General features: G+C 73.1%; 24 protein-coding genes. 15 read left to right on the forward strand and 9 right to left on the reverse strand.

Translation table 11 applies throughout. From position 1 onward, the window contains the following. Positions 1–136: 136 nt before the first annotated feature. Complete coding sequence (locus ACWEQG_RS26155) at positions 137–886, reverse strand: SDR family NAD(P)-dependent oxidoreductase (RefSeq protein WP_452288545.1); 750 nt, start codon at positions 884–886, stop codon at positions 137–139. A gap of 110 nt (positions 887–996) precedes the next feature. Next, positions 997–1,536 (reverse strand): CGNR zinc finger domain-containing protein, encoded by a 540-nt coding sequence (locus ACWEQG_RS26160; protein ID WP_452288547.1) that lies wholly within the window; start codon positions 1,534–1,536, stop codon positions 997–999. A gap of 102 nt (positions 1,537–1,638) precedes the next feature. Here ACWEQG_RS26160 and ACWEQG_RS26165 point away from each other — a divergent pair, with 102 nt between their 5' ends. The 3 genes from ACWEQG_RS26165 to ACWEQG_RS26175 all read left to right on the forward strand — a co-directional run bounded on the left by ACWEQG_RS26165 (position 1,639) and on the right by ACWEQG_RS26175 (position 4,383). Further along, entirely contained in the window at positions 1,639–2,403 is a 765-nt protein-coding gene (locus ACWEQG_RS26165; protein WP_452288549.1) for a class I SAM-dependent methyltransferase, read from the forward strand. A 70-nt stretch (positions 2,404–2,473) separates the two neighbouring features. Next, the gene (locus ACWEQG_RS26170) at positions 2,474–3,589 is read left to right on the forward strand and encodes an acetate/propionate family kinase (protein WP_452288551.1); all 1,116 of its coding nucleotides are present in this window, start codon (positions 2,474–2,476) and stop codon (positions 3,587–3,589) included. Between the two features lie 11 nt (positions 3,590–3,600). Continuing rightward, positions 3,601–4,383, forward strand: coding sequence for a PhzF family phenazine biosynthesis protein (locus tag ACWEQG_RS26175; RefSeq protein WP_452288553.1), 783 nt, complete (start codon positions 3,601–3,603; stop codon positions 4,381–4,383). Between the two features lie 12 nt (positions 4,384–4,395). Here the strand turns inward: ACWEQG_RS26175 and ACWEQG_RS26180 are convergent, their stop codons facing one another. Continuing rightward, positions 4,396–4,953 (reverse strand): NADPH-dependent FMN reductase, encoded by a 558-nt coding sequence (locus tag ACWEQG_RS26180; RefSeq protein WP_452288555.1) that lies wholly within the window; start codon positions 4,951–4,953, stop codon positions 4,396–4,398. 138 nt (positions 4,954–5,091) lie between these two features. On the opposite strand from ACWEQG_RS26180, the gene ACWEQG_RS26185 reads away from it, so the two are divergent. Continuing rightward, complete coding sequence (locus ACWEQG_RS26185) at positions 5,092–6,024, forward strand: AraC family transcriptional regulator (protein ID WP_452288557.1); 933 nt, start codon at positions 5,092–5,094, stop codon at positions 6,022–6,024. A gap of 13 nt (positions 6,025–6,037) precedes the next feature. Here ACWEQG_RS26185 and ACWEQG_RS26190 read toward each other — a convergent pair whose 3' ends face one another. Continuing rightward, positions 6,038–7,090, reverse strand: coding sequence for a carboxymuconolactone decarboxylase family protein (locus ACWEQG_RS26190; protein WP_452288559.1), 1,053 nt, complete (start codon positions 7,088–7,090; stop codon positions 6,038–6,040). A 197-nt stretch (positions 7,091–7,287) separates the two neighbouring features. Here ACWEQG_RS26190 and ACWEQG_RS26195 point away from each other — a divergent pair, with 197 nt between their 5' ends. Continuing rightward, the gene (locus ACWEQG_RS26195; protein WP_452288561.1) at positions 7,288–8,673 is read left to right on the forward strand and encodes a sensor histidine kinase; all 1,386 of its coding nucleotides are present in this window, start codon (positions 7,288–7,290) and stop codon (positions 8,671–8,673) included. Continuing rightward, the gene (locus ACWEQG_RS26200; RefSeq protein WP_452288563.1) at positions 8,670–9,344 is read left to right on the forward strand and encodes a response regulator; all 675 of its coding nucleotides are present in this window, start codon (positions 8,670–8,672) and stop codon (positions 9,342–9,344) included. Before ACWEQG_RS26195 ends, ACWEQG_RS26200 begins: the two co-directional genes overlap by 4 nt. 6 nt (positions 9,345–9,350) lie before the next feature. Here ACWEQG_RS26200 and metE read toward each other — a convergent pair whose 3' ends face one another. After that, positions 9,351–11,594 (reverse strand): 5-methyltetrahydropteroyltriglutamate--homocysteine S-methyltransferase, encoded by a 2,244-nt coding sequence (gene metE / locus ACWEQG_RS26205; protein ID WP_452288565.1) that lies wholly within the window; start codon positions 11,592–11,594, stop codon positions 9,351–9,353. Positions 11,595–11,740: 146 nt separating this feature from the next. Beyond that, the gene (locus ACWEQG_RS26210) at positions 11,741–12,592 is read right to left on the reverse strand and encodes a helix-turn-helix transcriptional regulator (RefSeq protein ID WP_452288567.1); all 852 of its coding nucleotides are present in this window, start codon (positions 12,590–12,592) and stop codon (positions 11,741–11,743) included. An 85-nt stretch (positions 12,593–12,677) separates the two neighbouring features. On the opposite strand from ACWEQG_RS26210, the gene ACWEQG_RS26215 reads away from it, so the two are divergent. After that, a complete protein-coding gene (locus ACWEQG_RS26215; protein WP_452288569.1) occupies positions 12,678–13,475 on the forward strand; it encodes an SDR family NAD(P)-dependent oxidoreductase in 798 nt (265 codons plus the stop codon). 6 nt (positions 13,476–13,481) lie between these two features. Here ACWEQG_RS26215 and ACWEQG_RS26220 read toward each other — a convergent pair whose 3' ends face one another. Further along, positions 13,482–13,823 (reverse strand): MmcQ/YjbR family DNA-binding protein, encoded by a 342-nt coding sequence (locus tag ACWEQG_RS26220; RefSeq protein WP_363471896.1) that lies wholly within the window; start codon positions 13,821–13,823, stop codon positions 13,482–13,484. Positions 13,824–13,998: 175 nt separating this feature from the next. Between ACWEQG_RS26220 and ACWEQG_RS26225 the strand changes: the two genes are divergently transcribed. Then, complete coding sequence (locus ACWEQG_RS26225; protein ID WP_452288571.1) at positions 13,999–14,823, forward strand: SDR family NAD(P)-dependent oxidoreductase; 825 nt, start codon at positions 13,999–14,001, stop codon at positions 14,821–14,823. Positions 14,824–14,850: 27 nt separating this feature from the next. On the opposite strand, the gene ACWEQG_RS26230 is transcribed toward ACWEQG_RS26225, so the two are convergent. Continuing rightward, positions 14,851–15,591, reverse strand: a complete 741-nt coding sequence (locus tag ACWEQG_RS26230; RefSeq protein WP_452288573.1) for a methyltransferase domain-containing protein — start codon at positions 15,589–15,591, stop codon at positions 14,851–14,853. Between ACWEQG_RS26230 and ACWEQG_RS26235 the strand changes: the two genes are divergently transcribed. Then, complete coding sequence (locus tag ACWEQG_RS26235; protein ID WP_452288575.1) at positions 15,590–16,084, forward strand: MerR family transcriptional regulator; 495 nt, start codon at positions 15,590–15,592, stop codon at positions 16,082–16,084. The two genes, ACWEQG_RS26230 and ACWEQG_RS26235, sit on opposite strands and share 2 nt — an antisense overlap. Positions 16,085–16,229: 145 nt before the next feature. Here the strand turns inward: ACWEQG_RS26235 and ACWEQG_RS26240 are convergent, their stop codons facing one another. Then, on the reverse strand, positions 16,230–17,138 hold the full coding sequence (locus ACWEQG_RS26240; protein ID WP_452288577.1) for a helix-turn-helix domain-containing protein: 909 nt from the start codon (positions 17,136–17,138) through the stop codon (positions 16,230–16,232). 117 nt (positions 17,139–17,255) lie between these two features. Between ACWEQG_RS26240 and ACWEQG_RS26245 the strand changes: the two genes are divergently transcribed. The 6 genes from ACWEQG_RS26245 to ACWEQG_RS26270 all read left to right on the forward strand — a co-directional run. Continuing rightward, positions 17,256–18,077: an SAM-dependent methyltransferase gene (locus ACWEQG_RS26245; RefSeq protein WP_452288579.1), complete on the forward strand. Its 822-nt coding sequence runs from the start codon at positions 17,256–17,258 to the stop codon at positions 18,075–18,077. A gap of 127 nt (positions 18,078–18,204) precedes the next feature. Next, on the forward strand, positions 18,205–18,642 hold the full coding sequence (locus ACWEQG_RS26250) for an ester cyclase (RefSeq protein ID WP_452288581.1): 438 nt from the start codon (positions 18,205–18,207) through the stop codon (positions 18,640–18,642). 17 nt (positions 18,643–18,659) lie between these two features. After that, on the forward strand, positions 18,660–19,556 hold the full coding sequence (locus tag ACWEQG_RS26255; RefSeq protein WP_452288583.1) for a LysR family transcriptional regulator: 897 nt from the start codon (positions 18,660–18,662) through the stop codon (positions 19,554–19,556). A gap of 583 nt (positions 19,557–20,139) precedes the next feature. After that, positions 20,140–20,583 carry a DoxX family protein gene (locus tag ACWEQG_RS26260; protein WP_452288585.1) on the forward strand — a complete coding sequence of 148 codons (444 nt, stop codon included), beginning with the start codon at positions 20,140–20,142 and terminating at the stop codon, positions 20,581–20,583. A gap of 246 nt (positions 20,584–20,829) precedes the next feature. Beyond that, positions 20,830–23,556 (forward strand): glycoside hydrolase family 9 protein, encoded by a 2,727-nt coding sequence (locus ACWEQG_RS26265; RefSeq protein ID WP_452288587.1) that lies wholly within the window; start codon positions 20,830–20,832, stop codon positions 23,554–23,556. Positions 23,557–23,569: 13 nt separating this feature from the next. Next, positions 23,570–26,017 (forward strand): glycoside hydrolase family 9 protein (locus ACWEQG_RS26270; protein WP_452288589.1); only part of this gene is annotated, 2,448 nt, incomplete at its 3' end.

The raw sequence follows: 26,017 nt of genomic DNA on the forward strand, positions 1-26,017 counted from the left end.
CGTGCCGGGCGGGACCGACAAAGACGTCCGGCGTCTCCGCCTCGCATCCCGCAGCCGGTCCACGCCCGCCGCCTGCCATGCCACGCGATCTCCGCCCGGCGAGCCCTCCACGCTGCCTGGTGCGCCCCGACGGACGTCAGACGGCCCAGCCGCCGTCGACGTTGATCGTCGCGCCGGTGACGTAGCGCCCGCCGTCACCCGCCAGGTGGGCGACGGTCTCGGCGATGTCCTCCGGCTCGGCGTAGCGGCCGAGGACCGTCAGCCCCCGGATCGCGTCCGCCATCGGGCTGTCCGCCGGGTTCGAGGCGGTGTCGGTCGGGCCGGGATTGACCAGGTTGACCGTGATACCGCGCGGCCCGAGCTCGCGGGCGAGCCCCTTGGTCATCCCGGTCATGGCCGTCTTGCTCATGGCATACAGGGCGAAGCCCGGGAAGACGGCCCGCTCGGCCATGTTGCTCCCGATGGTGACGATCCGGCCGCCTTCGGTCATGTGAGCCGCCGCCGCCCGCGCGGCCAGGAACGGCCCGCGCACGTTGGCCGCGAGCGTACGGTCGACGTCCTCCGGCGCCAGGTCCTCGATCGGCGCGACGTGGAAGACCGCCGCGTTGTTGACCAGGACGTCGAGGCGGCCGAAGGCCGCGGCGGCCTCGGCCACTGCTCCGGTCACCGCCGCCGCGTCGCCGTTGTCGGCCCGGATGACCAGCGCCCGCCGGCCCATCCCCTTCAGCTTCCCGGCCACGGCGGCCGCGCTGTCCTCGTCTCGCTCGTAGGTGAGCGCCACGTCCGCGCCGCGCTCGGCCAGCTTCAGCGCGACGGCCGCGCCGATGCCCCGGCCACCCCCGGTGACCAGCGCCGCCTTGCCGTTCATGTCGTTGATCTCGTTCATGGTGTCGAGCATGGCGGGGACGGCGGCGGGAGGTCCGGCGGCGATCGGACCTCGCGTTCGCGGGCCGGACGCTCAGGCGCCGCTCACCCGAGCGCTCGCGGGCCGGACGCTCAGGCGCCGCGCGCCCGGAAGGCGGCCGTCTTCACCCGGTTCTGGCAGGCCGTGGAGCAGAAGCGCCGGGTGCCGTTGCGGGAGGTGTCCACGTAGACGCGGTCGCAGTGCGGCGCGGTGCACACGCCGAGCCGGTCGTGCAGCTCGCTGCCGAGCACCACGGCGAGGCCGGTCGCGCAACTGGCGGCGTAGTTGCCGGCCAGGGTGCCGCCGGCGCCGTGGAAGTGCAGGTGCCAGGGCTCCCCGTCGTGCCGGTCCAGGTGCGGGCGCGCGTCCGTCTCCGCCAGCAGGCCGTTCACGGCGAGCGCCGCCGCGTCCACGTCGCCACCCGTCACCGCCTCGAACACGCCGCGCAGCCGCCCCGCGACCTCCGCGAGCGCGTCCGCCTCCGTCTCGGCGACCTCGGGCGCCCGCCTGTCGCCGCTCACGAGGATGTCGGCGACCGCGGCGGCCCGCGCCTCGCCCGTGGGCGGCTCGTACGGCCGGCCCCGCGCCTCACCCGCGGTCAGCGCGTTGACCAGGCCCACGGCGACCGACACAACGGAATCAGTGTGACTGTTGAAATTCACTTGACCAGTTACGCCCTTGCGCTCTACGTTTGTAACTGCCGAAAGCATACACGCCAGTTACAAGGAGACGGCATGCTCACTCTGGACGTCGCCACCCGGTGGATCGACCGCTGGGACCGCCAGCAGGAGGGCTACCTCCCCGATCGGGAGGAGCGCTTCACCGCGCTGATCGACGCGGTCGAGGCGGGTGTGGGCCGCCCGGACCCCCTGGTGATCGACCTCGGCTGCGGCCCCGGCTCGCTCTCGGCCCGGCTGCTGGACCGTCTGCCCCGGGCCACGGTCGTCGCGGTCGACACCGACCCCCTGCTGCTGTCGCTCGGCCGGGCGGCGTACGGCGACCGCGACGGCCTGCGCTTCGCCGACCTGGACCTGCGCGAACCGGGGTGGAGCCGGACGCTCGGGCTCGACCGGCCGGCGGACGCGGCGGTGAGCACGACCGCCCTGCACTGGCTGGCCGAGCCCGACCTGCGGGCCGTGTACGCCGAGCTCGCGACCGTGCTGCGGCCGGGCGGGCTGTTCCTCAACGGCGACCATCTGGTCACCGAGGACACCACTCCCGCGCTGGCGCGCCTGGAGCAGGCCGTGCACGAGAGCGAGGAGCGGCGGCGCTTCGCCGGCGGCCGTCCCGAAGACTGGCGCCAGTGGTGGGACGCGATCGCCGCCGACCCCGACCTCGCGGGTGTCGCGGCGCCCCGGCCGGCCACCGCGTCGCACCACGGCTCGGAGTCGCTCCATCTGTCCACTCACGTCGAGGCTCTCCGCGCGGCGGGTTTCGCCGAGATCGGGACGCTGTGGCAGCGCGGCCACAACCGCCTGCTCTGCGGCGTGCGCCCGTAATTCCGCAGGGACCCCGGACCGGCGGGCCGCCGTCGGGTTTGCCCGCCGGATCGCCGGGGAGACGGACGCCATGAAACCGGTCGTGCTCACCGTCAACGCCGGCTCCAGCAGCCTCCAGCTGCACCTGGTGCGGGACGGCCGCGTGCTGCGGACCGAGCACAGCGAGCACGGCCCGGACCCCGACGCGGCGGAGCGTACGCTGTCGGACTTCCTGTCCGGGGCGGACGCCGAGGTGACCGCCGTCGGCCACCGGCTCGTCCACGGCGGCGAGGCCGTCCGCGCGCCGGCGATCGCCGACGACGACGTGGTGAAGGCCGTGCGCGGATACGCCGACCTCGCGCCGCTGCACGTGCCGCCCGCGCTCGCGCTGGTGGACGCGGCCCGGCGGGTGCTGCCGTCCGTGCCGCACGTGCTGTGTCCCGACACCGCCTTCCACGCGGGGCTGCCCGCCGCCGCCGCGACCTACGCCCTGCCCGCCGAGTGGCGGCGCCGATGGGGGCTGCGCCGTTACGGCTTCCACGGACTGTCGTACGCCTGGGCGGCCCGGCGGGCGGCCGAACTGCTCGGCCGGCCGGCCGAGGAGGTCGATCTGGTCCTCACGCATCTCGGCGGCGGCTGCTCGGTCTGCGCCGTACGGAACGGCCGCAGCGTGGACACCTCGATGGGATTCACGCCGCTGGAGGGCGTGCCGATGAGCAAGCGCTCGGGCAGCGTCGATCCCGGCATGCTCCTGTGGCTGCTGTCCGGCTCACGTCTCACACTGGAGGAGTTGCGCGACGGGCTGGAGCACGACTCCGGCCTGCTCGGGCTCTCCGGCGGCCTGTCCGGCGACACCCGCGACCTGGTCGCCTCGACCGACGAGGCCGCGGCGCTGGCGCTCGACGTGTTCGCCTATCGGATCAGCCGGGAGATCGCCGCCGCGACCGCCGCCCTCGACCGGCTCGACGCGGTGGTGTTCACCGGCGAGATCGGCTGGGACCAGCCGGAGGTGCGCGAGGCGGTGTGCGCCAGGCTGTCGCTGCTCGGCGTGGAGCCGCCCGCGGTGACCGACGCCGACCGGGACCTCGTCGTCAGCCCGCCCGGCGCCCGCGTGCCGGTCCTCGTCGTACGGCCCCGAGAGGAGCTCCAGGTCGCCCGGGAGACCCTCGCCGCGCTGGGCCGTGCCGGTGAAGCCGAACGGCCGTAGAATCCGCGGACATGCGCATCTTCACCGTGGACTCCTTCACCGACCGGCCGTTCCGGGGCAATCCCGCCGCGGTCTGCCTGCTCGACGAGACCGTACCGGACGAGTGGATGCAGGCGGTGGCCGCCGAGATGCGCCATTCGGAGACGGCCTTCGTGCTGCCGCAGGACGACGGGCCGCGCTCGCTGCGCTGGTTCACCCCCGCGGTCGAGGTCGCGCTGTGCGGGCACGCCACCCTGGCCACCGCGCACGTCCTCTACTCCCTGGGCGAGTCCGGGCGGCTGGAGTTCGCCACGAAGAGCGGCGTGCTCACCACCGAGCGGGCGGGCGACGGCCTGATCACGATGGACTTCCCGGCGAACGCGGCCGCGCCGTGCCCGCCCCCGGACGGCCTCGCCGAGGCCCTGGGCGTCGCCCCGCTGTGGACCGGGCGCAGCCGGTTCGACGTCCTGGTCGAGGTCGGGTCGGCCGACGAGGTGCGGGCCGCCGAGCCCGACATGACGCGGCTGGCCGAGGTCGAGGCCAGGGGCGTCATCGTCACGGCGTCCGGCGAGGGCACCTCCGCCGACTACGTCTCCCGGTTCTTCGGGCCCCGCGTGGGCGTGCCGGAGGACCCGGTCACCGGCTCGGCCCACTGCGTGCTCGCGCCGTACTGGTCGGACAGGTTCGGCCGTGACACGCTCGTCGGGGAACAGCTGTCGCAGCGCGGCGGGACCGTGCGCACGACCCTGCGCGGCGACCGGGTCGAACTCGGCGGGCGGGCGGTGACCATCTGGTCCGGCGAGCTGGAGGTCTGACCTCGCTTCCGGTCACGCTCTGACCGTGCGCAGAGCCTGGGCCCAGGGCACGAGCTTGTCGAGCATGCGCCCCACGGCGTCCTCCTGATGGGCGCCGGGCCGGAAACGGGAGAAGTCCTCGAAGTCGTCCCGGAGGGAGAGAGCGACCTGCGGACCCACGCCGGCCACTCCGGGCGTGGCGAGAATCTGGCGCAGGTGCTCGATGGCGCGCGTGCCGCCGTTCAGGCCGTAGCCCACGAACCCGGCGGCCTTGTCCGCCCACTCGGCGTACAGGAAGTCGATCGCGGTCTTGAGCACGCCCGACGTCGAGCGGTTGTACTCCGGGGTCACGAAGACGAACGCGTCGAGCGCGGCGATCGCCTGCGACCACCTCCTGGTGTGGGCGTGCTCGTAATGGCCGGTGCCGGCGGGCTGCGGCTCGTCGAGGTGCGGCAGCGCGTAGGTTTCGAGGTCGACCAGCGCGTAGTCGGCGTCGCCGCGCTTGACCGCCAGGTCGTGAACCCAGCGCGCGACCGCCTCCCCGTTGCGGCCCGGGCGGGTGCTGCCGATGATGACACCTACTTTGATCATGCGAATGGTCCCTTTCCCGTGGGCGAGGGGGCTCGGCGCCGGGCCCGATGCCGACAACTCTAGGAAGCGGCCGGGAGAAGACCAATGCGTCTGGATATGGCATTTATACGCGGGAGTCTTGCCGACTAGACTCGCCGCATGGATGTCCTGAGCGACGTCATCGCCATCATGCGTACGGGCCGTCCGCGCTCCGCGCGCGTGTCGTGGCGGGCGCCCTGGGGACAGCGTTTTCCGGCCGAGCCCGGCTCGGCCACCTTCCAGGTGGTCATGCGGGGGTCCTGCTGGTTCCTCCCGCCGGAGGGCGACCCCGTCGCGCTGAGCGTGGGAGACGTGGTGTTCCTCCCCCGGGGCGACGGGTACGGCCTGGCCGACAGCCCCACGACGCCCCTGGCCGAGCCCGTCTGCGACCCCTACCGGGACATGGGCGTGATCAACACCACCCTCGGCGGCGCCGGAGCGGAGACGGTCACGCTCTGCTGCGGATACCGGCTCGACCCGGCCAGGAGCCATCCGAGCCTGCGGTCGCTGCCGGACGTGATCCACCTGCCCGCCCGGCTCGGCCGTCACCCCGAGCTGCGGGCCGCGGTCGACCTGCTCGCCCGGGAGATCGAGACCCCCAGCCTGGGCGCCGACACCGTGGTCTCGTCCCTGCTCGACATCCTGCAGCTCTACATCCTGCGCGCGTGGTTCGAGGCCGAGGGGGCGCACTGCACCGGGCGGGGCTGGGCCGCCGCCCTCGCCGACCCCGCCGTCGGCGCCGCCCTCGACGCCATCCACCGCGACCCCGCCCATCCCTGGACCGTCCAGTCGCTCGGGGAGCGGGCCGGCCTGTCCCGCGCCGCCTTCTCCCGGCGCTTCACCGACCTCGTCGGCAGGCCGCCCCTGACCTATCTCACCTGGTGGCGGCTGTCCACCGCGGCCCGCCTCCTGCAGGAGACCGACGTCTCGGTGGCGGAGGTGGCCAGGCGCGTCGGGTACGGCTCGGAGTTCGCGTTCGGCAACGCCTTCAAACGCGAACACGGCATCTCCCCGGGCAGATACCGCCGGGTGGTCTGCGCCCCCGCCTCCTGAGCGCCGTTCCCCGTCAGGGAGTCGCCACGGCGAGTGCCGCCTCGATCCGCCAGACGGCGATGATCGCCCCGAGCGCCAGCAGCCGAACGAGGTCGGCGTCGGACCGGCCGCCCCCGGCCTCCCGCCAGGCGGCGACGTCGGCGTCGGTCACCCGGTACGGCGCGAGGGCGGCCAGCAACGCGAGCCGGGCCGCCGGTCGCTCCGCGGGCGCGACCTCCGCCAGCGGACCGGACGGCCCGCCGGACAGCGCCCCACCGGACAGGGCCCCACCGGACAGGGCCCCACCGGACAGGACAGGGTGCGCGCCGTCCCAGGAGGCCACGACCTCCACGACCACCCTCCCGGCCGTGCCGCCCAGGAGGGCGGCCCCCTCCCCCGCCGTGGCGTGCAGCGCGGCGAACGCCGTTCCCGCCGGCGTGCCCACCCCCCATGCCGGGACCCTGCCCGACGGCAGCCCTCGCAGCAGGGGCAGCGCCTCGCCCTGCGGCAGCCTGCGGCGTACCGTCCTGGACAGGGCCCTGCCACCCAGGTTGCGGACGAGCCGGGACCGCTGCAGGCCGGCGGGCAGGAGATCGGCGGTCAGCAGCGACGACACCATCCGGTTGATGAAGTGGAAGGCGAGGGCTGTGCCGACGTACTCGGCCGCCTGATCGGGCGGGCACGGCGGCGCCTGTCCGGCCGTCGCCGTGCCGGTGGCCCAGGCGAACAGCCGCGCGTGCTCCGGATCGGACGGCGTCTCCCCGCGCGCCACGATCTCGGCGAGCCGGTGCTCGCCGGTCGCGTGCAGGAGCATGGTGTGCGCGTCCACGCAGAACGGGCACTTGTTGGCGAGCGAGACCCCGGCGGCGACGACCTCCTTGGCCGCCCTCGGGGCCTGCCCGGCGAGCAGCGACTCGCGCAGCACGGCCCAGGTGGGCGCCAGCACGTCCGGAGCCGGGGACAGCGTCATGAACAGCGGCATGCGGGCCATGCCGAAATCCCGGGCGATCTGGTCGTAGACCTCGGCCACCCTGCCGGTCGCCGCCTCCCTGGGCACCGGGGTCACGTAGCGGTACGGCGTGGGCATGCTGGCCTCCCCATCGGTCGTGCTCTCATGCGGCCCGATCCTGCCGGTCGCCGCCGTCCCGGTCGTCGTACGGCGGAAGGCGTTCCACGCCGCTCCCCGGCACGGCGGGAGGCGGCCGCCGTACTACGGCGGGAGTAGTGCCGGATCGGTCCGCCGGGAGGAGGCGGTGCGAATCGGTCGCGGTTTACGCTTCGCACATGCACGGCGATCGCGCACGGCGGGCCTCCCCCGGCCCGCCCGTCTTCCCGGATCAGAAGGCGTCGCCTGACACCGACGTGGTCGCACCGGCTCCGCCGGACAGCCGGACGGGTGCCAGGCGCCTCCCCCGGACCTACGCCGCGGACGCCGCGCTCGCGGGCGTCGTGGCGGCGCTGCTCGCGGGCGCGACCCTGCTGCCCGGCGCGCCGAGCGGCCCGGCTCGGGTGGGGGTGGTGGGCTACCTGCTCCTGACGGGCGGGTCGGCCGCCCTGGCCGTACGGCGGACGGCGCCGGTGACCGCACTCGTCGTCTCTGCCGCCTGCATGCTGGCCTACGCCCTGCGGGTGCCCCCCGAGACCGCGACCGCGGTCCCCGTGATGATCACCGTCTTCTCCGCCGCGAACGCCGGCCGGCGCGTGTGGGCGGCGTCGGTGAGCGCGGTCTACCTCGCCGGTGTCCTGCTCGTGGAGTTGTCGGACCTCGGCACGCGGACCCCACGCGAGGTGGTGGACCGGGTCGGCCTGCTGCTCGGCTGGTTCGTCGCCGCCAGCGTGGCGGGGGTCGTCTCACGGCAGCGCCGGGCCTACCTGCGCCAGGCCGAGCAGCGCGCCATCGAGGCGGAGCGCACCCGCGAGGAGGCCGCGCTGCGCCGGGCCGGCGAGGAGCGGCTGCGCATCGCCAGGGAACTGCACGACTCGCTCACCCACAGCATCTCCATCATCAAGGTGCAGGCCGGGGTGGCCGCCCATCTGGCGCGCAAGCGGGGAGAGGACGTGCCACCCGCGCTGCTGGCCATCCAGGACGCGAGCGCGGACGCCATGCGGGAGCTGCGCGCGACGCTGGAGGTGCTGCGCGAGCCCGGCGCCGACGACGCGCCCGGCACGGCCAGAACCGACCGGATCGGCGAGCTGGTCGAGCGGGCGCGGTCGGCGGGCGTGCCGGCGACGCTGGCGGTCACCGGCACGCCCCGCGCCCTGCCGCCCGAGGTCGACCTCGCCGCCTACCGGATCGTGCAGGAGGCGCTCACCAACGTGGCGCGCCACGCGGGCCCCGCCTCGGCGTCGGTGCACGTCGGCTACCGGCCCGGCGTCCTCGTCGTACGCGTCGAGGACGACGGCCGGGGCCTGCCCGGCGGACCGTCCGCCCCGGAGCGGCCCGGCCCGGAGCAGCCCCGCCCGGAGCAGCCCGGTGCGGAGCGGTCCGGTGCGGAGCGGTCCGGTGCGGCGCGCGCGGGCGTGGGTCTCACCGGCATGCGGGAGCGGGTGTCCGCGCTCGGCGGGCGGCTCCAGGCCGGGCCGGGCCCGGACGGCGGGTTCACCGTCCACGCCGAGCTGCCCCTCACCGGCGTCACCGGCGAGCCGCGCGTCGAGGAGGGTGCGGCGTGATCAGGGTGCTGCTCGTGGACGACCAGGCGCTCATCCGGGCCGGGTTCCGGGCGCTGCTCGACGCCGAGGAGGGCATCGAGGTGGTCGGCGAGGCGGGCGACGGCGCCCAGGGCCTGGCGCTGGCCGAGCGGCACGTGCCCGACGTCGCGCTCGTGGACATCCAGATGCCCGTCATGGACGGCATCGAGACGACCCGCCACATCGCCGCCGACCCCCGCCTGGCCGCGACGCGGGTGGTGATGTTGACCAACTACGGGCTCGACCGGTACGTGTTCGACGCGCTGCGGGCGGGCGCGAGCGGGTTCCTGCTCAAGGACACCGAACCCGTGGAGCTCCTCCAGGCCATCAGGGTCGCGGCGCGCGGCGACGCCCTGCTGTCCCCGGCCGTCACCCGGACGCTGATCAGCGAGTACGTCTCCCGCCCGCCGGACGCCGTGCCCACGGCCGCCCTGGAGGAACTCACGAACCGCGAACGGGAGGTCGTCGCCCTGGTCGCGCGCGGCCTCACCAACGAGGAGATCGCCGCGCACATGGTGATCAGTCCGTTCACCGCCAAGACCCACGTCAGCAGGGCGATGACGAAACTGGGCGCGCGCGACCGCGCCCAGCTCGTCGTGTTCGCCTACGAATCCGGCCTGGTGGTCGCCCGGGGTTCCGTCAGGCCACGCTGAGCGTGCTCAGGCGTGTCGCGCACGCAGGCGGGCCGCCGCTTCGACGACGCCTGCGAGCGCGGCCTCGACCTGCTCGTACGAGCGGGTCTTCAGCCCGCAGTCGGGGTTCACCCAGAGCCGCTCGGCCGGCACCGCCCGCAGCGCCTCCGTGAGCAGGCCCTCGACCTCGTCGGCGCCCGGGACGCGCGGCGAGTGGATGTCGTACACCCCAGGTCCGAGCCCCCGGGAGAAGTCGCCGACCGCGCCGAGCAGCCGCCCCCGCGAGCGGGCCGACTCGATGCTCGTGACGTCGGCGTCGAGGCCGTCGATCGCGGCGAGGATCTGGTCGGCGTCCGAGTAGCACAGGTGCGTGTGGATCTGCGTGCGTTCGCTCGCGCCCGAGGTCGCCCACCGGTAGGCCGCGACGGCCCACTCCAGGTAGGCGGCCTGCTCGGCACGCCGCAGCGGCACCAGTTCCCGCAGGGCCGGCTCGTCGACCTGGATGACGCTGATGCCCGCCTCCTCGAGGTCGCCAACCTCCTCACGTACGGCGTCGGCGACCTGGAACACCACCTCGCGCAGCGGCAGGTCGTCGCGGACGAACGACCACGCCACGATCGTCACCGGGCCGGTCAGCATGCCCTTGACCGGCTTGCTCGTCAGCGACTGGGCATACCGCGCCCAGCGGACGGTGATCGGCTCAGGCCGCCGTACGTCGCCGTGCAGGATGGGCGGGCGGGTGCAGCGTGAGCCGTACGACTGGACCCAGCCGTGCCGGGTGACGGCGAAGCCGTCGAGGTGCTCGGCGAAATACTGCACCATGTCGTTGCGCTCGGGCTCGCCGTGCACGAGGACGTCCAGCCCGAGCCGCTCCTGCAGCGCGATCACCCGCTCGATCTCCGTGCGGACCACGCTCTCGTACGCCGCCTCGCCGATCTCCCCGGCCGCCAGCGCGGCCCGCGCCCGGCGCAGTTCGCCCGTCTGGGGGAACGAGCCGATCGTGGTGACCGGGAGAAGCGGCAGCTTGAGGTGCTCGGCCTGCGCCGCCGCGCGTACGGGGTAGGGGGCACGGCCCTGCGCGGTCCGGTGTCCGGACGCCTGTGCACGGTCCTGGACCGCGGACCGTCCGGACACATGACGGCCGGGTGCGTGATGGCGGGGTGAATGCTGGCGGGGCGCGGCGGCGAGCAGGCCCGCCAGCTCGACCACCTCGGCGACCTTCTGCTCGGCGAACGCCAGCCGCTCCCGCAGCGCGGGATCGAGGCCGGTCTCCCGCTCCACGTCGTACGGCACGTGCAGCAGTGAGCACGACGTGCCCACCGCCACCCGGCCGGCGCGCTCCCGCACGGCCAGCAGCGTGGCCAGCGCCCGGTCCCGGTCGGTGCGCCACACGTCGCGGCCCGACACCACCCCGGCGACGACCGTCTTGCCGGCCAGGGCGTCCACGCCGTCGGCCGTGCCGCGGACGAGGTCCAGGGCGACGGCCTCGACCGGCGTCGCGGCCAGCACCGGCAGCGCGTCGCCGAGATCCCCGAAGTAGGAGGCGACCAGCAGCGCGGGCCGGTTCTCCAGCCGTCCCAGCCGCCCGTACGCCGCCTCGACCGCGGCCAGCTCGGCGGGGGTGCGGTCGGCGACCAGGGCGGGTTCGTCGAGCTGCACCCAGGCGACGCCCTCCGCGGCCAGCTCGGCGAGCAGCCGCGCGTACACCTCGACGACGTCGTCCAGCCGGTCGAGCGGGACGAACCCGTCGGGGCTGCCCGGCGCGGCCTGCGCCAGCAGCAGGAACGTCACCGGCCCGACCACCACAGGCCGGGTCTCCAGCCCCAGGGCGCGAGCCTCGCGCACCTCGGCCAGCGGCTTGCCCGCGTCGAGGGCGAAGACCGTCTCCGGGCCGATCTCCGGGACGATGTAGTGGTAGTTGGTGTCGAACCACTTGGTCATGCGCAGCGGGGGTATTCCCTCGGCGCCACGGGCCATCGCGAAATAGGTCATCAGGTCGTCGTCCTGCCGGTGACGCGCGGGCACCGCGCCCAGCAGCACCGCCGTGTCGAGGACCTGGTCGTAGTAGGAGAACGTGTTCGACGGCAGTCCCTCCAGGCCCAGCGCGGCGAGCCGCCGCCAGGTGTCCTCCCGCAGACGCCGCGCCGTGCCTTCCAGATCCGCCCGGCTCGTGCGTCCCTCCCAGTACGACTCCAGCGCCCGCTTCAACTCCCGATCCGGGCCGATCCTCGGGTACCCCAGCACGGTGGACGCGGGAAAAGACGACGTCATCACGACTCCTCGTTCGTCAGACAGGACGCTCCGCATCCTCTCCGCGCCCGAGGCGTCCGGGCCGGATCCATTGCCCGTGCTTATGGATCACCGCACTGCCACCTCGATAAGCCGCGGGCATCCATAAGCAGCGGACGGCCGCGAGGTCAGCGGGGGGCGTCCATGCGCTGGGTGCCGATGACCGACAGCAGCCGCAGCGCCTCCTCGGACGGCGAACCGGGGACGGCCGTGTAGATCACCACCTGCTGGTCGCGGTCGCTGATGTCGAGGACGTCGCAGTTGACGGTGACCGGGCCGACCATCGGGTGGCGGAAGGTCTTGCACAGCGTGGGCCCGCTCCCCACGTCGTGGGACTCCCACAACCGCGCGAACTCCGCGCTCTTCGCGAGGAGCTCGTCCACCAGCTCGGTCACCTCGGGCGAGTCGGGGTAGCGGGCGGCGGCGGCACGCAGGCGCCGGGCCGCGTGGCGGGCGAACTCCTCGGCGTCGGAGACCCCGTACAACCGCCGCCCGTCGCGATGCGGTCCGAGGAACACGCGGCGCACCAGGTTGCGGTCGCGCGGCGGCAGGGCGGAGAAGTCCTCCATGAGAGCGGCGGCCAGGTCGTTCCAGGCGAGCACCTCGAGCGTCGCGGACGTCACGAACGCGGCGGTCTGCGGCAGCCTCCGCAGCAGGTCCAGGATGCTCTGCCGCACCTCGCGCGGGGGCCCCGGCGGCGGGGCGGGCGGGGCGCCGGCGAGGTGGTGGAGGTGGGCGCGCTCGGCGTCCGACAGGCGCAGGGCCCGGGCCAGCCCGGCCAGCACCTCGCGTGACGGGCGCGGGCCGCGGGCCTGTTCCAGCCGGGTGTAGTACTCCGCCGAGATGAACGCCAGCTGCGCCACCTCCTCACGGCGCAGCCCCGGAGTCCGGCGCCGGGGCCCGGCTGGCAGTCCCACGTCGGCGGGGGTGATCCGCTCGCGCCTGCTGCGCAGGAATCCGGCCAGTTCTCGTCGATCCATACCTCCAGTGTGACCGGGACGCGCCGGCGATCCAGGTACCGCCGGTGCCTGGATGCGTCACGCCCACCGGCGAAGGCTGAGTGCCATGGACAACACATCGACCACTGAGACGCTCACCCCCGCCGCTGGCCTGCTGGCCGGCAAGGTCGCCTTCGTCAGCGGCGCCGGACGCGGTATCGGAGCCGCGGCGGCGCGGCTGTTCGCCCGGGAGGGCGCCCGGGTGCTGCTCGCGGCCCGGACGCGGGCCCAGCTGAAGGCGGTGACCGAGGAGATCCGGGCGGCCGGCGGCACCGCGGACCATGTCGTGTGCGACCTGGCCGACGCGGCGAGCGTGCGCGCCGCCGTGAGCCGCGCCGTGGACCTGTACGGCCGGCTCGACGTCGCCTTCAACAACGGGGCGGCGATCCAGCGGCCCGGCCCGATGGACCGGATGCCGGAGGCCGACTTCGACCACATCTACGCCGTGAACCTCAAGGGCGTCTGGCAGGCCATGGTCGCCGAGGTGGAGGCGATCCGGGCCACCGCCGGCACGGGCGCCATCGTCAACAACTCGTCCGTCGGCAGCCTGCGGGGCAACCCCGAGCTGCCGGCCTACGGTGCGATGAAGCGGGCGGTCAACAGCCTCACCGAGTCGGCCGCCGTCACCTACGGCCCCGAAGGCATCCGCGTCAACGCGATCGCCCCCGGCAACACGCTCACCGACATGATCCGCGAATGGGAGGAGGAATCCCCCGGCCTCCAGGAGCGGCTCACGGCGCAGACACCGCTGCGCCGCGCGGCCGACCCGGCCGAGATCGCCGAGGCCGCCGCCTGGCTGCTGAGCGACCGCTCGTCCTTCGTGACCGGCACCGTCCTGCGGGTCGACGGCGGAGCCCGCGCCTGAGCCGCGTCAGCCCGCGTCGTACGCGGCCGCGACCCGTTTGGGCACGACCATGCGCCAGGCGTCGACGACGAGCTCCCGCATCTCGGCCTCGTCGATCGCCGCCATCCTGACCCGGACCCACTGGTAGCGCTCGTCCGAGGGCAGAGGCATGAGGAACTTCTCCGGCTCGGAGGCCACGAGGGCCGCCCGCTCCTCCTTGGGGAACGCGAAGCCCATCAGGGTCTCGTCCGGCGAGACGGAGGCGTAGACGATGCCTCTGACCCGGAACTTCACGTGGTCGCGCACCAGCGCCTCCTCGGTGCGGGGCAGGGGCAGGGCGACCCGCCGTACGTCGTCGACCGTGACCATCACAAGCCTTCCTCGAAGCGGACGGCCTTCGCCGTAGCCGGCCGTGAGAGAGCGAACATCGGCACGGGCGAACCGTAGCCGCGGCCACCGACATTCCGGCCGGCGTCCCGCCGCGGACGACCTCCCGGAGAAAATCCGTGGCCCGGGTAGCTCGGCGAGTGCCAGACTCCTCTCGGTGATCGATCCTCGACTGACGGGCCGGGTGGCACTGGTCACCGGGGCCAACCAGGGCATCGGCGCGGCAACCGCAGTCGCGCTCGCCGCCTGCGGAGCAGCGGTCCTCCTCACCTACAAGCGCCTCGATCCCGCCGAGCACGCCGGCGATCCGGCCTTCCCCGAGGCGTACGGCAGGCTGCGGGCGCGGGACGCCCAGGAGGTCGTGACCCGGATCCGGTGGGAGGGCGGCCGGGCCGAACAGGTGGAGGCCGACCTCGCGCGCGCCGACGCGGTCGGCGACCTGTTCGACCGGGCGGAGGCGGCCTTCGGGCCGGTGGAGATCCTGGTCAACAATGCCAGCGGCTGGCTGGCCGACACCTTCCTTCCCGACGCCCGGGACCGCTTCGGGCGGGCGCTGCGTCCGGTGGACGCCGACTCTCACGACCGGCAGTTCGCCGTGGACGTGCGCGCACCGGCCCTGCTGATCGCGGAGTTCGCCCGCCGCCATGTGCGGCGCGGCGCCACGTGGGGGCGGATCATCGGGCTCACCTCCGGCGGGCCCGCGGGATTCCCCGAGGAGGTGTCCTACGGCGCGGCCAAGGCGGCGCAGGAGAACTACACCATGTCGGCCGCCGCCGAACTCGGCCGCTACGGCATCACGGCGAACATGCTCCGCCCGCCCGCCACCGACACCGGCTGGGTCACCCCGGCGGTCGAGGAGGCCGTCCGCGCGGCCGGCCCGCTGGGGCACATCGGCACGCCGGAGGAGGTGGCCGAGGTGATCGTCTTCCTGGCCTCGCACCAGGCCCGTCGCGTCACCGGGCAGGTCATCTCCATGTCCTGACCGCGAACGGGCTCATGGGACGCCGGCTCACGGGCGCCGGGCGGCGGCCAGGAACATGGGGACGGCGAGGAAGAGCCTGTCCCGCCGCGCGCGGCCGGTCTGCTCCGCGATCCAGTCGTCGGCCTGCCCTCGGGTGACCGCGCCCGCGGCGTACGCGCCCTCGGCGATGCCGGTGACCATCGGCAGGAACGAACCATCCGTGAAGATCCCCGTACGGACCTCGACGGTGACGTCCGCGAAGCCCGCGTCCAGCAGGAGGGTGCGATGGCGGCGGGCCGCGTGCGGGCTGGGGACGGCGTCCGCCCGTGCCCGCACCATGACCCGCGTGGCCGCGGGGTCGTCCGAGTCGACGACGAACGTGTCCCAGTCCTGCCCCAGCAGCACGATCCGCCCGCCCGGAGCGAGCACCCGCCACGCCTCGGCCACCGCACGCGCCGGGTCGGCCAGGCCGTGGTAGACCTTGTCGGCCCGATAACCGGCCAGTTCGCCGTCCTCGAACGGCAGGTCGCAGGCGTCCGCCTGGCGGAACTCCAGGCCGGGATGCCGGGACCGCGCGACCGCCACGGCGTGCCCGTCCACATCCAGGCCGATCGGCCGCGCGCCCAGGGCGGCCATCTCGGCGACGGCGAGTCCGAGGCCGCAGCCGACGTCCACCACTCGGCTCCCGGCGGCGAGAGCGAGAAGTTCGTAGGAGCGCGCGCGCAGCGCCTCCTGGTCCGGATGCCGGTCCACGCGGTCGAGCAGGGCGAAAAGGGATTGGTTCGACATGAAGGACAGCGTCCGACTTAATGTCGGCATGAAGTCAAGCGCGACCATCGGCATCGGCGAGGCGGCCGCCCGGTTCGGTCTCGCGACGCACGTCCTGCGGCACTGGGAGTCCGTGGGACTGCTGACCCCCTCCCGCGTCGCGGGCGACCGGCGTCGCTACGGCCCCGACGACCTCTTCCGCGTGGCCGTCATCCTGCGGGCGAAGGAGGCCGGGCTCGGCCTCGACGAGATCCGCGAGATGCTCGCCACCCGCAAGCCGTCCGAGCGGCGTGAGATCCTCCGCCGCCGGCAGGCCGAGCTGCGACGGCGCATCGAACGGGCGCGGGCCGCCTTGGACATCGTCGAGTGCGCGCTGGGCTGCGACCACGACGACGTCGCCGGCTGCGTGCACTTCCGGCAGGCCGTGCGCGAGCGGATCGGCCGGCCGGCGCGACTCTTCGGCGCCCGGGGGCGGCGTCCCGGTCTCGACGGCCCGGCACCGTACGGAGAGTGATGACGATCGCGGCGATCCACAGCAGGGCCGGCAGGGCGCCGGCCCACCGCAGACCCGAGGTGAACCTCTCGACGTCGGCGGGATCCCGCACGACGGCGCCGAGGACGGCGGACCCCTGCCGCGTGGGCCGATACCGGCTCCCCGCTCAGGGATGGGCGCGGAGGGCCTCCAGGAGCCAGGCGAAGTCGTCCGCGTGGGACGGCTTGGGCTCCCGGCCGTTGATCACGGCCATGAGACGCCGGTAGCGCTCGGCCTCGGTGAACAGGCCGGCCTCCAGACGCTCCCTGACGGCCGCCCGGCCGGCGGCGTCCATGTCGCCGAGCAGGCGGGCGACGACCTCGGCGGCCTCGGGCGATTGCGGGCGCACGCCCTTCTCGCGCGCCTCCCCGGCGGCCCAGGCGACCTTCTTGGCGAACCACATGAAGGCCCCCGGCTCCTGTCCCGCCCGGCCGCGGGTGTTCTGCTCCACCACCTCGCGCATGCGCCGCCGGAAGTCCGGGTCGCGCACGAGCCCGGCGAGCTCCACCCAGGCGTCCACCTGCTCGGGCGTGGGGTCGTCCGGCAGGTCGACCTCGGTGTGCCGCAGTCTGCGCCGCAGCTCGGGATCGGCGTCCAGGCCGCCGAAGACCTCGTCCACGAAGTCCTCGATGATTCGCCGCCGTTCCTCGGCGGACAGCCGTGCCAGGTCGTTCAACCGTTTCATCTCCTCCGTGTCGGACCGCCGCCTCGCGACGGTGGCGAGCACCGCACGCCGGAGCCGCAGGGTGCGGATCTGCGCGTCAAGTGCGCTGACGTGGACGGCGGCGACCTCGGCCAGGGTGACCCTCCGCTCCAGCACCCGGCGTACGTCGCCGAGGCCGAGGCCGAGCTCGCGCAACGTCTTGACGAGCTCCAGCCGGGCCACGGCGTCCGCGTCGTAGAGCCGGTAGCCTCCCTCGCTCCGCCCGGCGGGCGGCAGCGCGCCGACGTCCGACCAGTACCGGATCGTGCGCACCGGCAGCCCGGTGCGGCGCGAGAGCCGTCCGATGGTGAACAGCCCCTCGTCGTCGTCCATGACCCCGAGTGTGGACCGTCCAGCGGCTGGAGACTCAAGCCCCGGTCCGTACGGCTTTCGCGGCGGACGCCCGAGTATCTAAGGTGTGGGGTGATCACTTGACGGCAGGAGGACCAGGTGGGCGAAGTACCGGTGGACGGTCCCGGCGAGGAGCACCGCCCCAAGCTCGACACGAGCGTGCCCCACTCGGCACGCATCTGGAACTACTTCCTGGGCGGCAAGGACCACTTCACCGTGGACCGCGAACTCGGCGAGCAGATCCGGCAGGCGTACCCCGGCATCGTGGACATCGCCCGGCAGTCGCGGGGCTTCCTCGGCCGTGCCGTACGGCACCTGGCGGGCGAGGCCGGCATCCGGCAGTTCCTCGACATCGGCACCGGCCTGCCGACCGCCGACAACACGCACCAGGTGGCGCAGCGGGTGGCGCCGGAGTCGCGGATCGTCTACGTCGACAACGACCCCCTGGTGCTGGTGCACGCCAACGCCCTGCTGACCAGCAGTCCGCCCGGCGTGACCGACTACATCGAGGCCGACGTACGCGACCCGGACAAGATCCTGCGGGGCGCGTCGAAGACGCTCGACTTCGGCGAGCCGGTGGCGCTCATGCTGCTGGGGATCATGGGCCAGGTGCTCGACGACGAGGAGGCGTACGGGATCGTGCGTCACCTCATGGACGCCCTGCCGTCCGGCAGCCATCTGGTGTTCGAGGACGGCACGAAGGTCGTCGCGCCCGAGGCGGCCGACGAGGCCGAGCGCATCCGCGCCGAGGGCGGCGACCCCTACCGGCTGCGGACGCCCGAGCAGTTCGCGCGCTTCTTCGACGGCCTCACGCTGCTGGAGCCGGGTGTGGTGTCGGTGTCCCGATGGCGGCCCGAGCCCAGCCAGTTCGGTGAGGCGCCCGAGGTCGACGCGCTGTGCGGCGTCGCCCGCAAGCCCTGAACCCCCACGCGAACCCCGCACCCGGGCGAACCCGGCACCCCCGGGAATCCTGGGCCCCCGCCTTCGCCCCGGCGTCGCCACCCGTCGCCATGGGTAGGAGTTCCAGGACGAGGGGAACGGGAACCGGATGGCGGAGATCGTCGCACTGCTCGAAACACTCGCGGACGCGATCAACTCTCACGACGAGGAGCGAGTGGTCCGCTGCTTCGCCGCGGGAGCGGTCTTCGTCACGCCCGCGGGGGTGATGGAGGGCCACGAGCAGATCGCCTGGTACTTCCGGCAGCTCTTCACGGCGTTTCCCGACATGCACAACGTCACCACCGCGCGGGCCGTCCTCGACGACACCGTCGTCGTGGAGTGGACGTTCAGGGGCACCCACACCGGCGTGCTGCTGCTGCCGGGCGGCACGGAGATCACGGGCAGCGGCCGCCCCGTGGTCTTCCCGGCGGCGGGCGCCTACACGATGGGCGACGACGGCGTGTTCGCCAGCGGGCGGGTCTACTACGACCAGTTGGCGTTCTACCACCAGACGGGGTGCGACCTGCGTCTGCGCCGGACCGCCTGATCTCTCCATACTGGAGCGTGGACTCCGGCCCGCCGCTGCGCGACATCGGCTGCTTCGCCGTCGTCGCCCGGCATCTCAGCTTCTCCCGTGCCGCCGCCGAACTGGGCGTCTCCCAGCCCGCCGCGAGCCAGGCCGTCGGCCGTCTCGAGCGCGCGCTCGGGGTCCGCCTGTTCGACCGGACGAGCCGTGAGGTCCACCTGTCACCGGCCGGCAAGGCGCTGCTGCCGTACGCCGAGGCGTTGCTGGAGTCGGCGGCCGCCTTCACGGCCGAGGCGAAACGGCTCGCCGCGCCGGAGGGCGACGGTGTCCGCCTGGCCTATCCCCCGCTCGCCGGCGGCCTCGCCGCGCGGATCGCCCGCCGGATGGCGCGCCGCGATCCGCCGGCCGAGGTGGAACTGCGCCCGGCCGGCCGCGCCGCCGCCGTCGCGGCCCTCGCCGCCGGCGAGGTGACCGCGGCCATCCTCGCCGCGCCCTTCCCCCGGGAGCTGACCACGGTCGCCCGTTTCCACGTGCCCGTCGGCCACCTGGCCGTACCGGCCGGGGACCCGCTCGCCGGCCTGCCCCGCCTGCAGCCCGAGCGGCTCGCGCGGCACCGCGTGCTGATGCCGCGCGAACGCCCGCCCGGCGGGGTGTGGGCACGGCTCGCCGCCCGTGTCGGACCGCACCGGCAGCACGTGGTGGCCGACGAGATCGACGACTTCGCCGCCGCGCTCGACCTGGTCGCGGCCGGCGTCGGCCTGCTGCCCACTCCGCTCCTGGTGGTCACGTCCGTCCGCAGGGACGACGTCGCCTTCGTCCCCCTGGACGCGGGCGACCTCCGCCTGACCTACGCGCTCGCGTGGCGGGGCGAACGTGTGTCGCCCGGGTTGATGGCCCTCGTGCGGACGGCGCAGGAGTGCCTGTGGACGAGGTAGCCCGCGCGCCCAGGCGGTGACCGAAGGTGCTCGTCGCGTGGCGGACCGCGGTCGGCGAGAAAGTTTCACGTGGCCTCCCAGAATTCGGCGGACCGTCCGTCCAAAGAAGCGGCAGGTGACCGGGGTGCCGTCGCGCACTCGCCGACACCTCGTGGCAACAAGCTGACGCAGAATTACTTGAAGCCTTGACTAGCGGCACCCCTATAAGCAATCTTGGAACTACGCCGCCCGACGCGTATTCGCTGCTGAATAAGCGAGGCGCGGCCACCGTGGTCCATGGGCGAAACACCGCAGCATCAACGACGATGCCGCTCGTTCCAGGCTTTGACCAGGGAATCCGCCTCTTTGGGCGCAGTCCCGCGCGGCTTCTCGCCGCCGGACGTCCAATTCGCCGACAATGTGAGCCACGGGACGGCGGAAATGACGGCCGGTTTACTGCTCTCTGACTCTCGATAGGCGACGGCCGGAGTTTTCCCTTTCTCTTTCGCCGGTGATTTCCGGCGCGTTTCCATGGGGCCGGCCCCGATCGCGACCACGCGTACGCGGCCGGCCCACCCGGCAGGCACGACAAGAAGGTGATCACATGAAATCGGACCAGATCCGCGGACCAGTCCTCTCGCTCTTCCGCATCGTGACGGGGCTGCTGTTCGTCTGCCACGGCGCGGCTACGATCTTCGGCGTGCTGGGCGGCAACCGCGGAACCGGCCAGGCCGTGGCGTTCGGCACGTGGCCGAGCTGGTGGGCGGCGGCCATCCAGCTGGTGTTCGGGACGCTCGTCCTCGCCGGGCTGCTCACCCGTGTCAGCGCGCTGCTCTGCTCGGGCTCGATGGCGTACGCCTACTTCGTGGTCCACGCGCCGCAGAACCTGTTCCCGCTGCAGAACGGCGGTGAGGCGGCGGCCATGTTCTGCTGGTCGTTCTTCCTCATCGCCGTCTTCGGGCCCGGCGCCTGGGCGCTGGACACGCTGATCCACCGGATGCGGCACCACGACGTCGAGACGTACTCACCCGCCCCGGTGCAGGCGTAGCCGGGCGAGCCGCCGTCCCGCCGGCTGTCGTCCCCGCCGGCGGGGCGGCGAGCTGAAAGTTTCAGCTCCGCGACGTGCCCCCGGCCGCTCTGACCTGGCCATACGGGTCCGTGACCGGAGCGTGCTTGGATCGCGCCACCTCGCGTACGCACCATCCGGGCGGGAGCCCTCCCGAGATCGTCCCGCCCGTTCCGGGGCGGCCCCGCACGCCCGGGGCCGGCCCGACGTCCTTCCGAGGGGCACGTGATGCGACTACCGCGACGGCTGCTGAGCGCGAGCACGGCGACCGCACTGGCCGGCGCCCTGCTGGCCGTCACCTCGACCTCCACCCCCGTCTCGGCCGCCTCCTTCAACTACGGCGAGGCGCTGCAGAAGTCGTTCCTGTTCTACGAGGCACAGGAATCGGGGCACCTGCCGTCCGGCAACCGGGTGACCTGGCGGGCCGACTCGACCGTCAACGACGGGAAGTCCGCGGGGGTGGACCTGTCCGGCGGCTTCTACGACGCCGGCGACCACGTGAAGTTCGGCTTCCCGATGGCGTCCATGACCACCACCCTGGCCTGGGGCGGCGCGGACTACCGGGCGTCGTACGAGCGCTCGGGCCAGTTGCCGTACCTGCTGCGCACGCTCCGGCAGTCGAACGACTACTTCATCGACGCCCATCCCGAGCCGAACGTCCTGTACGTCCAGGTCGGCGACGGCGGCGAGGACCACTCCTACTGGGGTGCGCCGGAGACCGTCGAGGCCAAGGGCCACAAGCGGCCGGTCTACAAGATCACCGCGTCGTGCCCGGGCACCGACGTCGCCGCCGAGACCGCCGCCGCGATGGCCGCCTCGTCGGTCGTCTTCCGGCCGACCGACCCGGCGTACGCCGACACGCTGCTCACCCACGCCAAGCAGCTGTTCACGTTCGCCGACACGACCAAGGGCACGAACGGCCGCGACACGGCGTACGTGAACTGCGTCAGCGCCGCGCAGGGCTTCTACAACTCCACGGGCGAGGGCGGCCAGGTCGAGGGCGCCACGAAGATGTACTGGGACGAGCTGGCCTGGGCCTCCGTCTGGCTCTACCGGGCCACCGGCACCGCGAGCTACCTCACCCGGGCGCGCGAGTTCTACCCCAAGATGGGCACGCAGGAGGACCCGGGGAGCAACGGCGCCCAGGTGCCGGTGTTCAACTTCGGCTTCGGCTGGAACGACAAGCAGTACGCCGTCTACGAGCAGATGGCCGAGCTGACCGGCGAGCAGAAGTACAAGGACGACGTCCAGCGCTACCTCGACTACTGGACGGTCGGCTACAAGGGCAAGAAGGGCACGGTCACCCCGGGCGGCCTCGCCTACATCTTCTACTGGGCCTCGCTGCGCATGGCCGCCAACACGGCCTTCGTCGCGATGAGGTACGCCGACTTCCTCGGCTCCGGCGACCCGCTCTACGCGCGCTACCACGACTTCGGCAAGCGCCAGGTCGACTACGCGCTCGGCGACAACCCGCGCCGCTCCAGCTACATGATCGGCTTCGGGACCAACCCGCCGCGCAACCCGCACCACCGCGGCGCGCACGGCGCCTGGACCAACGCCGGCCCCGACGGCGAGCCCGCCGTCAGCAGGCACATCCTGTACGGCGCCCTCGTGGGCGGCCCGGACGGCGCCGACGCCTACACCGACAGCCGCGGCGACTACGTGAAGAACGAGGTCGCGCTCGACTTCAACTCCGGCATCACCAGCTCGCTCGCCGTCCTCTACGGCAAGTACGGCGGCTCTCCCCTGACCACGCTGCCGCGCGAGACCCCCGACGGCCCGGAGTTCTACCTGGAGCCGACGATCACCCATACGACCCGGGAGACGGCGGCCAAGACGTACGTCATCAACAAGTCGGCCTGGCCGGCGACCGTGCTCGACAAGGCGAAGTTCCGCTACTACTTCACGCTCGACGGCTCGACGACGGCGAGCCAGGTCACGGTGAGCACGTCCTACACGCAGTGCAAGCAGCCCACCGGGCCGCACCCGCTGGAGGGGCGCACCTACTACGCCGAGGTCGACTGCACTGGGACGCTAATCTTCCCGGGCGGCCAGTCGGAGTTCCGCCGCGAGGTGCAGCTGCGCATCGGCGTCGCCGACGGCGCGGCCTGGGACCCGTCCAACGACTGGTCGGCCAAGGGCGCCGACCACATGACCCTGTACGGCAACGACGGCCGCCTCATCTGGGGCACGGCGCCCGGCGCCGAGCCCTCGCCCAGCCCGTCGCCGTCCCCCTCCCCCAGCCCGTCGCCGTCGTCCTCGCCTTCTCCGGTGGACACCACGCCGCCGACCCAGCCCACGAACCTGCACGTGTGCGATTTCCACATCCAGGACGCGGTCCCCATGTGCTGGACCGCCTCGACCGACGACTCCGGATACGTCGAATACGACGTCTACATGCAGCGGGGCACCGAGTTCGTCAAGTTCGGGTCGACCACGAAACCGATCTACTACGCGGGCGGCCTGCGGCCCGGGAACCAGTACACGTTCTACGTGGTGGCCAGGGACGCGGCCGGCAACACCAGCCAGCCCTCGGCAACGCTCACCGCGACCGCCCAGAGCGGCATGCCGAGTCCGTCACCCTCACCGAGCCCGTCTCCGTCGCCCAGCCCGTCGCCGTCGCCGTCCCCCTCGCCCGGCGCCGGGTGCACGGTGACGTACGCGGCCAACGACTGGGGCGGCGGGTTCACCGCGACCATCACCATCGCCAACACCGGCACCACCGCGATCAACGGCTGGACCCTGAAGTTCACCTTCCCCGGCACCCAGAAGATCAGCCCACCCGGCTGGTCGGCCACCTGGACCCAGACCGGCACCAGCGTCACCGCCGTCAACCTCGACTGGAACAAGGCCATCAACCCCGGCCAGTCCACCCAGATCGGCTTCCAGGGCACCTACACCGGCGCCAACCCCAAGCCGGCCGCCTTCACCCTCAACGGCACCACCTGCTCCTGAGACGAGGCCCCCGATGAGACTGCTGTCCCTGGGCGGGATGGCCGCCCTGCTGGCCGCCCTGCTCGTGCCCGGGTCCACGCCCGCACAGGCCGCGGGGTCGTACGACTACACCGAGGCCCTGCAGAAGTCGATCTACTTCTACGAGGCGCAGCAGTCGGGCAGGAAGCCCGGCTGGAGCCGCGTCGAATGGCGCGGCGACCGCACGCTGAACGACGGCAAGGCGGCCGGGGTGGACCTGTCCGGCGGCTGGTACGACGCGGGCGACCACGTCAAGTTCGGCTTCCCGATGGCGTTCACCACGACGATGCTGGCCTGGGGGGTGGTCGAGAACCGGTCCGGGTACGGCACGCAGCTCACGCCCATGCTGAACAACCTGAAATGGGCCACCGACTACCTGATCGCCGCCCACCCCGAGCCGGAGACGTTGTACGTCCAGGTGGGCGACGGCAGCGTGGACCACGCCTACTGGGGCCCGCCCGAGGTGATCGACATCAAGGGCATGTCGCGGCCCGTCTACAAGATCACGCCGACCTGCAAGGGCACCGACGTCGTCGCCGAGACGGCCGCCGCGATGGCCGCCTCCTCGATGGCCTTCCGCCAGACCGACCCGGCGTACGCGGACACGCTGCTGACCCACGCCAGGCAGCTGTTCACGTTCGCCGACACGACCAAGGGCACGAACGGCCAGGACACGGCGTACACGAGTTGCGTGCCGGGCATCTCCGGCTACTACAACTCGACCTGGGAGGGCGGCGCCGACCACCCCGGCGCGACGAAGATGTACTGGGACGAGCTGGCCTGGGCGGCCGTGTGGCTCTACCGGGCCACCGGCACCGGGAGCTACCTGGACAAGGCCCGCGAGTTCTACCCGAAGATGGGCAGCGAGCCCGACGTGGGCCAGGGCGCGGGCGGCACGACCGTGCCCGCCTACACGTTCGGGCTGGGATGGAACGACAAGGAGTACGGCGTCTACGCCCTGATGGCGACGCTCACCGGAGAGCAGAAGTACGCCGACGACGTCCGGCGTTACCTCGACTACTGGACGGCCGGCTACAAGGGCAAGAAGGGGCCGGTCACCCCCGGCGGCCTGGCGTACATCTTCAACTGGGCCTCGCTGCGCATGGCGCTGAACACCGCCTGGGTGGCCCTGGTCTACGCCGACCACCTCGGGCCCGGGGACCCGCTCTACGCGCGCTACCACGACTTCGCCAAACGGCAGGTCGACTACGCGCTCGGGGACAATCCCCGCCGCTCCAGCTACATGGTCGGCTTCGGGAGCAACCCGCCCACGCACGTCCACCATCGCGCGGCCAGCGGCCAGTACCTCGGCTACATGAGCGACACCGCCGGCCCGAACCTGCACGTCCTGTACGGCGCGCTCGCCGGCGGCCCCGACCAGGCCGACGCCTACACCGACAGCCGTACGGACTACGTCCGCAACGAGGTGGCGATCGACTACAACTCCGGCATCACCAACGTGCTCGCGCGATTCGCGAAGGAGTACGGCGGGACGCCCGTGGCGAACTTCCCCGCGCCGGAGGAGAAGTACCCGGAGATCCGCGCCGAGACCGGCAACGTCTACACCGGCGTGGACGGCACGTCCATGACCGTCACCATCACCAACACGTCGAACTGGCCACCGCGCGTCCTCCAGTCGGGCAAGGCGCGTTACTACTTCACACTCGACGGCTCCACCTCGATCTCGCAGGTGAAGGTGACCGGCGGCGACAGCAGCGGCTGCGCGGTCAGCGGGCCGGCGCCCGCGGGGGACCGCACCTACTACGCCGAAGTCGACTGCACCGGCAAGCCGATCTACCCCGGCGACGCCCAGCTCTACAAGCGGGGCACGCAGCTGCGTATCTCTGTGCCGAACGGCGCGACCTGGGACCCGGCCAACGACTGGTCGGCGTCGGGGGCCTCCCACGTGCCGGTGTACGACGGTGACACGCTGGTCTGGGGCACCCCGCCCGGCGGCACCGCCTCCCCCTCGCCGTCCCCCTCCCCCAGCCCGTCGCCGTCGTCCTCGCCTTCTCCGGTGGACACCACGCCGCCGAGCGCGCCCACCGGGCTGCGGGTCTGCGGGGCGGACTTCGCGAACGCGGTGCCGATGTGCTGGACCGCCTCGACCGACGACACCGGGGTCGCGGGTTACGACGTGTACATGAGGCAGGGCACCGGCTACACCAAGATCGGCTCATCGGCGACGACCCTCTACGTCGCGGAGAGGCTGGTCGCCGGCACGAGCTACACGTTCTACGTGGTGGCCAGGGACGCGGCCGGAAACACCAGCCAGCCCTCGGCCACGCTCACCGCCACCGCCCAGACCGGCCTGTCCTCTCCCAGCCCCTCGCCCAGCCCGTCCCCCTCGCCCAGCCCGTCGCCGTCGCCGTCCCCCTCGCCCGGCGCCGGGTGCACGGTGACGTACGCGGCCAACGACTGGGGCGGCGGGTTCACCGCGACC

It is taken from the genome of Microbispora sp. NPDC004025, assembly GCF_053604425.1.

Bases quoted from the DNA above. Each gene is read 5' to 3' on its own strand.
- metE (WP_452288565.1), bottom strand. From the start codon at position 11,594: ATGACGTCGTCTTTTCCCGCGTCCACCGTGCTGGGGTACCCGAGGATC.
- ACWEQG_RS26180 (WP_452288555.1), bottom strand. From the start codon at position 4,953: ATGATCAAAGTAGGTGTCATCATCGGCAGCACCCGCCCGGGCCGCAAC.
- ACWEQG_RS26215 (WP_452288569.1), top strand. From the start codon at position 12,678: ATGGACAACACATCGACCACTGAGACGCTCACCCCCGCCGCTGGCCTG.
- ACWEQG_RS26195 (WP_452288561.1), top strand. From the start codon at position 7,288: ATGCACGGCGATCGCGCACGGCGGGCCTCCCCCGGCCCGCCCGTCTTC.
- ACWEQG_RS26210 (WP_452288567.1), bottom strand. From the start codon at position 12,592: ATGGATCGACGAGAACTGGCCGGATTCCTGCGCAGCAGGCGCGAGCGG.
- ACWEQG_RS26240 (WP_452288577.1), bottom strand. From the start codon at position 17,138: ATGGACGACGACGAGGGGCTGTTCACCATCGGACGGCTCTCGCGCCGC.
- ACWEQG_RS26155 (WP_452288545.1), bottom strand. From the start codon at position 886: ATGAACGAGATCAACGACATGAACGGCAAGGCGGCGCTGGTCACCGGG.
- ACWEQG_RS26170 (WP_452288551.1), top strand. From the start codon at position 2,474: ATGAAACCGGTCGTGCTCACCGTCAACGCCGGCTCCAGCAGCCTCCAG.
- ACWEQG_RS26250 (WP_452288581.1), top strand. From the start codon at position 18,205: ATGGCGGAGATCGTCGCACTGCTCGAAACACTCGCGGACGCGATCAAC.
- ACWEQG_RS26265 (WP_452288587.1), top strand. From the start codon at position 20,830: ATGCGACTACCGCGACGGCTGCTGAGCGCGAGCACGGCGACCGCACTG.
- ACWEQG_RS26230 (WP_452288573.1), bottom strand. From the start codon at position 15,591: ATGTCGAACCAATCCCTTTTCGCCCTGCTCGACCGCGTGGACCGGCAT.
- ACWEQG_RS26260 (WP_452288585.1), top strand. From the start codon at position 20,140: ATGAAATCGGACCAGATCCGCGGACCAGTCCTCTCGCTCTTCCGCATC.
- ACWEQG_RS26175 (WP_452288553.1), top strand. From the start codon at position 3,601: ATGCGCATCTTCACCGTGGACTCCTTCACCGACCGGCCGTTCCGGGGC.
- ACWEQG_RS26165 (WP_452288549.1), top strand. From the start codon at position 1,639: ATGCTCACTCTGGACGTCGCCACCCGGTGGATCGACCGCTGGGACCGC.
- ACWEQG_RS26220 (WP_363471896.1), bottom strand. From the start codon at position 13,823: ATGGTCACGGTCGACGACGTACGGCGGGTCGCCCTGCCCCTGCCCCGC.
- ACWEQG_RS26185 (WP_452288557.1), top strand. From the start codon at position 5,092: ATGGATGTCCTGAGCGACGTCATCGCCATCATGCGTACGGGCCGTCCG.
- ACWEQG_RS26190 (WP_452288559.1), bottom strand. From the start codon at position 7,090: ATGCCCACGCCGTACCGCTACGTGACCCCGGTGCCCAGGGAGGCGGCG.
- ACWEQG_RS26235 (WP_452288575.1), top strand. From the start codon at position 15,590: ATGAAGGACAGCGTCCGACTTAATGTCGGCATGAAGTCAAGCGCGACC.